We start from the raw sequence: 10,197 nt of genomic DNA, 5'->3' as shown, positions 1-10,197 counted from the left end.
GCTGTACGTATATAAGTAAATAAAAAACAGGCTCACCCCTTGAAGTTTATGCTTTGAGGGGGTTTTTTGTTTTTAAGTTGTAGAAGTAAACTCCGGTTGCAAGGGCGAAATGAAAAAGAAACAGTGATGCTACATATATGTAATGTGAGTGCAAACTTTATGATAAATAATAAAGTTGTTATTTGAGATAATGGAAGAATTAGTGGTATAAATAACTTTATAGATAATAATCAAAATAGAGAAGACAGAATGTTCATGGATGGAATGGTTAAGGGAATTTTTCAATCTGTAATAAAAAACGGAGGTACCGAGAACGTTTTACAGATGTCTGTTACATAAAATTTATAATGGATTGGGGGCAATTTATGTTTTGGTTAGGGGGCTTTTTAGGATACATTGTAGGTTCTATTACTACATGTGCGCTGCTTTACTTTGGGTATAGAGCCGAGAAGAACAAAAAAGCGGATATGCGAAAGAAAGAGGAGAGAAAAATCAATAAAAAAGGTGTATAGAATGTGGAAATGGTGAAAGGTAAGGTGATAACGTTAATAAAAAAATAAATAGATGAAAGGACATTACATATTTTATATGATTCATATGCAATGTCCTCGCTTATTCTACAATCGTGTCTGTTTCTCGATTATGAATAATTGTTTCCTACCTTGCTATAAATTTCATAAGCAAAAAATCCAAATAAATAGCCTGTTCCGGATCCTAAACTAATTGAAAGCAGTGAGAAATCTGGGGAAAACATGCCGAAAATCAAACCGATTATACAGCCCAAAAGCATTCCTATAGGTATTAAACTATCTAATAACAGTTGAGCCTCTTTTGATTTTTTCTTACCCAATTTGCCATGCTTATATTTATGTTCCAATCTTTTTATTACAAATACTACAATCCCCCCGACTAGTATAACAGCCCAAATAGCCGAAATTAACCACATGTGAAAATCTCCTTTCACCTTTTAATAGGATTATACCAGATACTTACAAATTTTCGTTCCTAAATGTATTATCTAATCTATTTAAAAGGTCAATCAAAAAGCCCATTTTAATTGTAGTTAATAACTCGTCAAAAACACTTTCCCTTTCGTTTTCTCAGCAGACTGCACAACATCAACCGCCGCTTTCACATCTGCTAAGTCATATGTAGAATGTACGGTCATAAAACGTAATTGCTTATTTTCTACTAAACGAATTAAGTGACGAAACGTCTCCTGCCATTTATATGGCGGTACTTCTTTATTCCAATGTCGTAAATGAAATATGTTCGCGTGCACTTTTGCTTTCGTGACAATCTCTGCCCAGTTTACTTGTACGCCCGATAGAAGACCAATCGTCAAAAAGTGTCCGTTTGGCCTTAAGGAGAAAGCTAATTCATTTCCATCCGGTCCCCCGATAGAATCAATCGCAGCGTCTGCACCTCTGCCGTTTGTTAATTCCATAACTGTTTCATAAAGCGGGGCAGTGGAAGTATCTATTACATGATGAGCGCCAAGCTGAAGTAATTCCTTTGTATGTTTATTATTTCTTGTCACCGCAATTAATCGGAAGTTTAAAATTTGTGATAACTGTGCAAATAGATGGCCAATAGCGGATCCGCAAGCATTCACTAATAAAACATAATTACGTTGTAAGTTTAACGTTTCTGTACATGTAACCCACGCTGTAAGGGGATTAATATACATTTGTGCCGCTGTGAAATCATCAATGGAATCAGGAATAGGGACTACAAAATCAGCTAATGTCTTCACATATTCTTGCCAAGTACCTTCCCCGCGTAACGGTAACACACGTTTACCGATAAGGTCTCTAGAAACAAAAGCGCCTACATCTTCTACAATACCAACACCTTCATAACCAGGTATGTTAGGCAAAGGGATTCTATGTGCGTATGCTCCAGTGATGGGAATTAAGTCAGATGGATTAATCGGTCTAACTAGCATACGAATGAAAACTTCATTATCTTTAAGTGGTTCTATATTTTTATATTCAACTTGTAATACGTCTTTTGGATTGCCAAACTTATGAAATTGAATGCATGTTCCAAGCAAAGTAATTTGCCCCCTTAGTTTGATTGGGTTTATTATAGCATTTTTGGTTTTGGGGGTTATTTTGTTAGTGATAAATAGAGTTTTTAATTTACGTATTTGTCAGAATTTTGTAAAATGTGTATAGAACTATAGAATGGGGGGATTTCTTCATGTGTACTAGTTTGACATTGCAAACCAAAAATTTTCAGCACCTTTTTGCGAGAACAATGGATTTCACATTAGATATGAATCAAGAAGTAATAATCATTCCTCGGCGTTATCAGTGGAACAATATAACTGGTGAAACGATCCGAGCGAAAAAGGCTGTTGTCGGAATGGGAATTAATTTTGGAGGAAGGGTCATGATGGCGGACGGAGTAAATGAAGCTGGTATGACATGTGCAACTCTCTATTTCCCAGGATTCGCTACTTATAGTAACAGTATAGATAACCATAAAACGAATGTAGCGCCATTTGATTTTGTGACTTGGAGCCTCACACAGTTCAATTCTGTTGAAGAGTTAAGAAAATCTATTGATAGCATTGCCTTTATAGATGTACCATTACCGGTTTTAGGAATTACGCCACCGCTACATTGGATTTTAGCAGATAAATCGGGAGCGTGTATTGTACTTGAGCCGACAGCTGATGGAATAAAAGTGTATGACAATCCACTAGGAGTAATGACTAATAGTCCGGAGTTTAATTGGCATTTACAAAATTTAAGACAATATATTGGACTTAAATCGCAGCCATTTGCGCCAACTGAGTGGGGAGATGTACCATTAAGTGCTTTTGGCCAAGGTTCAGGAACGATGGGACTTCCTGGAGATTTCACCCCGCCATCAAGATTTGTACGGGCAGCATATGGCAAACAAAACATTCAAAGTATAGAGAACGAAGAAGAGGGGATATCGGCTATTTTTCATATCTTATCAAATTGTGAGGTTCCTAAGGGAGCAGTAATAACAGAAGACGGTATATTAGATAATACGATCTATACAAGTGCAATGTGTATGGAGTCTGGAACATATTATTACCATACTTACGATTGTAGACAAATTATAGCCATTCATTTATTCAATGAAGATTTAGATACAGCTGAGATTAAAACGTATCCGTTCCAGCGGAAGCAAAAAATCTTTTATGAAAACTGATAAAAACACCTCCATTGAATTTGCATACTTAGTATGCGAATTCGGGAGGTGTTTTTCTATTAAGCCGAAGCCTTCTTCATTCTCTCAAGTAAACTAGATAACACATGCGTACGATACGATTCTAGTTTTTTACCTTCATAAGTACGGATACCTAATTTTTTAAGTTCTTTTACATACCAACCTTTGCTTCCGAAATACATGTGATCGCTCCCCTTCAACTTTGTTTTTATTTGTTCTGATTATACTTGGAGGTACAGGAATTATAATGAAGGAAATGAATTTCGCGCGAAAATGGTTAACTTTGTTGCAAAAGACATATATACTAAAGATAGTATACAACGAGGTGGACAAGACGTGATTATAGAGAAGCACGAAATTCAAATTGACCAAATTACGAGTGGTAAAGTGAATATCTTTACTTTCTATAGAAATAGAAAGCAAATTGATGATCATTTTTTACGATTGCAAGAACCATCGCTTACAGCAAACTACTTCTTCCATTTTCATTTTGATGCAGAGAGCTTGCATCTACTGCAGGAAGAGTTTCCAGGCGTATATCCGTACGACGGTAGTGAAACGATTCACGACTGGACGGAAAAGATGAAAGCTGAATTGCAGCATCAGATCCAAACAGGTAAATGGAATAAACGCGTACGTATCGGTAATCGCATTCTAGATGTGGTGTTTACGTGGTGTGACGAAGATATAGTAGAGTGAAAAAGAAGCGGATGACGCTTCTTTTTTTTAGCGCTGGAATAAAACGAGCTTACCTGCAGAAGATGTACAGCGATGTGTTTTTTCGTGCAATCCTTTTTCTTGTAAAATAGATTCACCTTTTGCTTTCGCTTCTTTTTCAGTTGCCGCCTCGAATGATTCGTCTAATGCTTTTGAACCATCTTTTTCAAAGACTGTTAGAACGTATACTCCCATGAAAATTCCCTCCAATAATTAAAATCAGAATCTTATAATTATTTTGACATAAAACGCTACAATATGCAAAGAAATATATGACATTGCGTGGTAAAATAGAATGAAACTTTAATCACTGAGAATATTTTTATTCTCGATGATTATTAGTTTTCAGCGATGTTAATTTTAATAAAATGAAACTTTTGAAAGATAGAAAGGATCGTTATTTGTGAAACAAGTAAAGTTTATACATGCGGCTGATTTGCATTTGGATAGTCCGTTTAAAGGGATGGAGATGAATGTATCGCAGTCTGTTTGGGAGAGAATGAAGCAAAGTACGTTCGAATCATTTGAACGTATTGTTGATAAAGCGATTCAAGAGCGCGTTGATTTCGTATTACTAGCTGGGGATTTGTATGATGCGGAGACGAGAAGTTTGAGGGCGCAAGTGTTTGTGCGTGAGCAAATGAAGAGACTTTCGCAGTACGATATCCCTGTTTTTATTATTCACGGTAACCATGATCATTTAGGGGGAAGCTGGGCAGCAATTGAGTTTCCGGAAAATGTTCATGTGTTTACCGATCCTTATGTAGAAGAGAAATCATTTTATAAAAATGGTGAGTTGTTAGCTTCTATTTATGGGTTTAGTTATTTGCAGCAAGCGGTAACGGATAATATGACAGCGCAGTATACGAAAATGAGTGATGCGCCTTTTCATATTGGCATGCTTCACGGAAGTGTGGAAGGAGATGCAGAGCATAATCGCTATGCACCGTTTCAAATTCGTGAGTTGAAAGAAAAACAGTTTGATTATTGGGCTCTTGGCCATATACATAAACATGAAATTTTATCAGAAGAGCCATACATTATTTATCCAGGGAACATACAAGGTCGTCATCGTAAGGAAACAGGGGAGAAGGGTGCGTACCTTATTGAACTTACGAAACAAGGAACGCAGTGTTTATTTTTCCATACGGCAGATGTTGTATGGGATGAGATCGAAGTTTGTATTGATGGACTTGAAACTGTTGATGAACTTATGACGAGCATGTCAACTACGATGAATGATTGCCGAAGAGAAGAGGAAGGGACGCTTTTAACTGTCGTATTCACAGGGCAGGGCCCACTTTCTCCTTATTTGCGTGACGAAAAGCGTGTGGAAGAGATTTTTCACATTTTAGCATCTGGCGAAGAGCGAAAAGATTTCGTATATGCGATGAAGTGGAAAAATGAGACGGTTTCTTTTGCGGAAATCGAACGTTTGAAAGCGGAAAATCATTTCGTCGGTAGTGTGCTAAAGGAGCTAGAAGCATTCACAAATATGGACGGCGTGTTGCGCACGATTTGGACATCTCCTGTAGCGCGTAATAGTATTGAATCTTTTACAGAAGACGAGAAGAAAGAGATTCAAAAGGAAGCAGAAAATATTATTTTAGAGCAATTATTCCAGCAAGAGAGGGATAAAAAATGAGAATTGAAAAACTCCATATTTATGGGTACGGAAAATTAGAAAATGTGGAAATGGATCTTTCATTGCTGACGGTACTATACGGTGAAAACGAAGCGGGGAAATCGACAATTCGCTCGTTTATGAAAAGCATTCTGTTCGGTTTTCCGACGAGAGGACAGCGCCGTTATGAGCCGAAAGAAGGCGGGAAGTATGGCGGTGCGCTGACTGTGCAAACAGAGCAGTACGGCCGTTTGAAAATTGAACGATTGCCAAAGACGGCAGCTGGCGAGGTGACCGTTTATTTTGAAGACGGGAAAACGGGCGGCGAGGAGATTTTAAACGATATATTAAGCGGGGTGAATGAAAGTTTATTTGAATCGGTCTTTTCATTTGATATGCATGGTCTTCAAAATATTCATCAGCTCGGCGAAGCGGATATTGGCAATTATTTATTTTCAGCAAGTGCAGTCGGAAGCGATGCGCTATTACAGTTAGATAAAAAGCTAGAAAAAGAAATGGATCAGCGTTTTAAACCGAGTGGGCGTAAACCGGAAATTAACGTGTCACTGCAAGAGATGAAGAAGCTTGAAGAGAAGATGAAAGAGTGGCAAGGAAAAATTGGCACGTATGAAAAACAAGTGGAGCAGTTAAAAGAAAGTGAAGAGAAGCTTGCTTCTGTTCGCGTGGAAAAAGAGAATGCAGAAAAGCGAAAGCAAGATTATGAAATATTAGCAGCGCTTGAGCCCCTCGTTATTGAAAAGCGTGCGCATGAGAAAGTGTTAGAAAATGAGAGCGGGCAGTTTCCTGTAAACGGAATGGCGCGCTATGAAGCAATTAAGGCGAAGATGGAGCCGCTTAGGTTACAAGTTGATTCGCTCCACAAAAAAATAGAGACGGTGCAATCGGAAATTGACTCGATTCAAATAGATGAAGAGTTTTTACAAAAAGAAAGTTATGTAGAAGAACTTCGTATGCAGCATTTGTCGTATGAAAATGCACGCCAAGAAATGCGTGATATGACAGGAAGTATTGCGAATATAAAAGAAGAAATCGCAGAGCTAGAGCAACAAATCGGTGCTACTTTTGAAAAAGAAACAGTCCTTTCGTTTGATATGAGTTTGGCAACGAAAGAATTAATTACGCAAACCGTACAAAAAGCGCGTGAATTAGAAACGAAAAAAGCACAGCTTGATGATCGTTTTAAAGTAGCGCAAGAGCAATTAGAAGAACAAGAAGAAAATATAAGACAGATTCAGAAACAAATGTTAGTGGATGAAGAGCGAAATACGTTAGTTGAGAAAGAGAAATCGTTCCAAGATGCGGCGTTTATCGGTATGGGCGCAGAGAGAATGAAGCGCAAGTATGAGGAAAAAGCAGGAGCAGCTATGCAAAAGAAAAAGCAGTGGCAAAGAGTTTGTCTTCTGTTACTTCTTATTAACACGCTTGTTTTATTCACGAGTTTATTTATTGATAACCGCCCGCTCTTATTTATTAGTGTTATTGTTTTTGTAGGGATTGTTCTTGCCCTTGTTTTATATAAAGATCCGTCAAGTGGATTACAAGAAGAGCTTCTTACTCTTCAGCAAAGTGCTGGCGGGAGACAAAGTGAAGAAGCGCTGTCTGTGCGCTATCAGTTAGAAAAAGATGAAGAGATTCGGAAGCTATTTGAGCGTGAGTCTTATAAATTGCAGCAAATGGAGCGAGCTTATGATAAAGTCGTTTCATCGTATGAGGAATGGGAGAGAGAAACGTTCCAGGCGGGAGAACAAGTAGATGCATATAAAACGCGCTATATGTTTCCTGAATTTTATACGTATACACACATATTGCCAGCGTTTGAGCGTATTGAAAAAATGCAGCAATTATATCGTGAATTAGATAAGCAAGGTACGCGAAAATCTTCATTATATGAAATGATTTCGCATTTTGAACAGAAACTAGAAACTGTTATCGGTAGTGCGGAGTATAGTAAGTTGTATGAGGCGCAAAGCCTTATGCAAAATGAGAAAGAGAAGAGACAAACTTGTAAGCAGCTGAAAGAGAAGCTAGCTGAATGGCAAGAAGAATATGAGTTCATGCAAGAGGAATTGAAACAACTGCTAGTAGAACGAAATGCATTATGGAATATTGCAGAGGCTACAGATGAAGAGATGTTTTTAGAAGAAGGTAAACTGGCGGAAAAACGTGAAGATGCTGAGAAACAAGTAGTGCGTTTATTACCGCAAATTGATCTGTTGGAACAGCGTTTAACGAGCTTGTCACTAGCTGAACATTATGAAGCTGACGGTTATGAAGAGAAATTAAAGAGAGAAATGACAGTCGTGCAAAACTGCCTGGCGCAAGAGAAAGAACTGACAGAGCGTATTGCGAAACATCGTATGGAAATTGCGAATTTAGAAGAAGGTAGTACGTATGGCGATTTAATGCATGAATGGGAAATGAAAAAAGCGCAAGTGCGTGAACAAGTGAAGAAGTGGGCTGCTTATGCGGCCGCAAAAACGGTGTTAACGAAAACGAAGCAATATTATCATGAAGTGCATCTGCCACGTATTTTACAAAAATCAGAAGAGTACTTTGTGTATTTAACGGGCGGACGCTATAGTAAAATCTTTTCACCGTCAGAGTCAGAGCCGTTCATAGTTGAGCGTAACGACGGTATGCGTTTTTACAGTCATGAACTAAGCCAAGCGACAGCGGAGCAGTTATATTTATCGTTGAGATTTGCACTTGCGAAAACATTTGAACACGATTATCCATTTATTATTGATGATAGTTTCGTGCACTTTGATGCGGTAAGGACGAATCGAACGATTGAACTAATAAAGGAAATTGCAAAGGATAGACAAGTCATATTCTTTACATGTCATGCGCATTTACTTGCGTATTTTACAGAAAAACAGATTATAAAATTAACACATATGCGTAAAGAAAATGAGTTGTAGTGTGCTATACTAAAAGTAACTGATTTGGTGGAGGAATTCGAATGAAAAAGAAAATTGCAGAATATGAAGTTGGTGAACAAGTCGATGTTTTCTTGTTAATTAAAACAGCGACAAAAGGTCTAGCAAGTAATGGAAAGCCATTTTTAACAGTAATCTTACAAGATCCAAGTGGAGATATTGAAGCGAAGCTATGGGACGTATCACCAGAAGTTGAGAAACAATATGTAGCAGAAACAATCGTTAAAGTAGCTGGTGATATTTTAAATTACAAAGGCCGTATTCAATTACGCGTGAAACAAATCCGTGTTGCGAATGAAAATGAAGTAACAGACATCTCGGATTTCGTTGAAAAAGCACCAGTGAAAAAAGAAGATATGGTTGAGAAAATTACGCAATACATATTTGAAATGAGAAACCCGAACATACAGCGTCTAACAAGACATTTATTAAATAAGCATCAAAATGAATTTTTAGAATATCCAGCAGCGACAAAGAATCATCATGAGTTCGTATCTGGACTAGCTTATCACGTCGTATCGATGCTAGATTTAGCGAAAGCTATTTCAAATCTATACCCATCATTAGATAAAGACTTACTATATGCAGGCGTTATTTTACATGACCTTGGTAAAGTAATTGAACTATCTGGCCCAATTTCTACAACGTATACGTTAGAAGGAAACTTACTAGGCCACATTTCTATCATGGTGAACGAAATCGGTAAAGCAGCAGACGAATTGCAAATCGATGCAGAAGAAGTATTAATTCTTCAACACATCGTCCTTTCGCACCACGGAAAAGCAGAATGGGGTAGCCCAAAACCACCATTAGTAAAAGAAGCAGAAATTCTGCACTACATCGATAACTTAGATGCAAAAATGAACATGATGGACCGCGCATTAGGACGCACAAAACCAGGCGAATACACAGAGCGTGTCTTCGCACTTGATAATCGTTCGTTCTATAAACCGACGTTCCATAATTAATAGTGTGAATAAAGTGGCCTCATTAAGTTTTAAAAGCTTAGTGAGGCTGTTTTCTTTATTAAAAATTAAATGAAATAGTTAAGAAGTACGCATGGGGTTAACGAAGAACGATTAAAACATATCTCACCACTAGAATGGGAGCATATCAACTTTAATATGGCAGATACTTAGAATCGCTTCAGCCTGTATAACAGGCCTAAAAATAAGAGTTGAAACTTGTTTAGCATCTATTTTTGTTAAAAGGTGGGAGAATTGTGCTATGATGTGGGCAAATATAAAACTATCTAAAGGAGGGATTTACATGCCGCATATTGTGTTTCGTGGAATTACTACTGAACAATTAAAACACATAAGCAAGCCGTTAGTAGAAGAGCTCGCAGAGATTTGTGAGTGTGGTACGGATAATTTTACGTTGGAACTACCAAGTTCTACGTTTGTATTCAATGGAGAAGAAATAGAAGCGTTTCCTCTTATTGAAGTGAAATGGTTCGAGCGTGGACAGGAAATTCGTGATCGATTTGCCAAGGCCATTACTACATATGTAATGGATTTTGGACTTCCAGAAGTAGAGGTCGTATTTACGGTTTTCACAGAATCAGCGTATTATATTAACGGGAAGCATTGTGCAAGTTAGAGCTATTATAAATGTTTTTGTAACATTTATCCCGCATTAACGGGCAGTAAGACCCCGACCTCAAAATTCAGCGGAAGCAAAGAA

At 37.7% G+C, this 10,197-nt stretch carries 11 protein-coding genes; 7 read left to right on the top strand and 4 right to left on the bottom strand.

All coding sequences use genetic code 11. The features are described from left to right. Positions 1-365: 365 nt before the first annotated feature. Positions 366-512 (top strand): hypothetical protein, encoded by a 147-nt coding sequence (locus RT27_RS35535; RefSeq protein ID WP_016082623.1) that lies wholly within the window; start codon positions 366-368, stop codon positions 510-512. A 128-nt stretch (positions 513-640) separates the two neighbouring features. On the opposite strand, the gene RT27_RS30935 is transcribed toward RT27_RS35535, so the two are convergent. Continuing rightward, positions 641-946, bottom strand: coding sequence for a hypothetical protein (locus RT27_RS30935; RefSeq protein ID WP_043938997.1), 306 nt, complete (start codon positions 944-946; stop codon positions 641-643). Between the two features lie 117 nt (positions 947-1,063). Further along, entirely contained in the window at positions 1,064-2,056 is a 993-nt protein-coding gene (locus RT27_RS30930; RefSeq protein WP_043938996.1) for a zinc-dependent alcohol dehydrogenase family protein, read from the bottom strand. 149 nt (positions 2,057-2,205) lie between these two features. Between RT27_RS30930 and bsh the strand changes: the two genes are divergently transcribed. Beyond that, positions 2,206-3,192, top strand: coding sequence for a choloylglycine hydrolase (gene bsh, locus RT27_RS30925; protein ID WP_043938994.1), 987 nt, complete (start codon positions 2,206-2,208; stop codon positions 3,190-3,192). Positions 3,193-3,251: 59 nt separating this feature from the next. Here the strand turns inward: bsh and RT27_RS32565 are convergent, their stop codons facing one another. Continuing rightward, positions 3,252-3,392, bottom strand: a complete 141-nt coding sequence (locus tag RT27_RS32565) for a YflJ family protein (RefSeq protein WP_000273536.1) — start codon at positions 3,390-3,392, stop codon at positions 3,252-3,254. Between the two features lie 154 nt (positions 3,393-3,546). Here RT27_RS32565 and RT27_RS30920 point away from each other — a divergent pair, with 154 nt between their 5' ends. Further along, positions 3,547-3,909, top strand: coding sequence for a hypothetical protein (locus tag RT27_RS30920; RefSeq protein ID WP_000582776.1), 363 nt, complete (start codon positions 3,547-3,549; stop codon positions 3,907-3,909). Positions 3,910-3,936: 27 nt separating this feature from the next. On the opposite strand, the gene RT27_RS30915 is transcribed toward RT27_RS30920, so the two are convergent. Next, positions 3,937-4,122: a YhzD family protein gene (locus tag RT27_RS30915; protein WP_000539550.1), complete on the bottom strand. Its 186-nt coding sequence runs from the start codon at positions 4,120-4,122 to the stop codon at positions 3,937-3,939. Between the two features lie 208 nt (positions 4,123-4,330). On the opposite strand from RT27_RS30915, the gene RT27_RS30910 reads away from it, so the two are divergent. The 4 genes from RT27_RS30910 to RT27_RS30895 all read left to right on the top strand — a co-directional run bounded on the left by RT27_RS30910 (position 4,331) and on the right by RT27_RS30895 (position 10,113). Next, positions 4,331-5,572 carry a DNA repair exonuclease gene (locus tag RT27_RS30910; RefSeq protein WP_043938992.1) on the top strand — a complete coding sequence of 414 codons (1,242 nt, stop codon included), beginning with the start codon at positions 4,331-4,333 and terminating at the stop codon, positions 5,570-5,572. After that, positions 5,569-8,493, top strand: a complete 2,925-nt coding sequence (locus RT27_RS30905; protein ID WP_043938990.1) for an AAA family ATPase — start codon at positions 5,569-5,571, stop codon at positions 8,491-8,493. The genes RT27_RS30910 and RT27_RS30905 overlap by 4 nt, the downstream gene beginning before the upstream one ends. A 41-nt stretch (positions 8,494-8,534) precedes the next feature. Then, entirely contained in the window at positions 8,535-9,479 is a 945-nt protein-coding gene (yhaM, locus tag RT27_RS30900) for a 3'-5' exoribonuclease YhaM (RefSeq protein WP_000726652.1), read from the top strand. 301 nt (positions 9,480-9,780) lie between these two features. Next, complete coding sequence (locus RT27_RS30895; protein ID WP_029442057.1) at positions 9,781-10,113, top strand: DUF1904 family protein; 333 nt, start codon at positions 9,781-9,783, stop codon at positions 10,111-10,113. The last annotated feature ends 84 nt before the right edge of the window (positions 10,114-10,197 follow it).

Origin of the sequence: Bacillus sp. L_1B0_5, assembly GCF_000836715.1 — a bacterium.
Classification (GTDB): domain Bacteria; phylum Bacillota; class Bacilli; order Bacillales; family Bacillaceae_G; genus Bacillus_A; species Bacillus_A thuringiensis_S.
The sequence above is the reverse complement of the archived record's forward strand: the minus strand, read 5'-3'. Positions and strand labels throughout refer to the sequence as shown.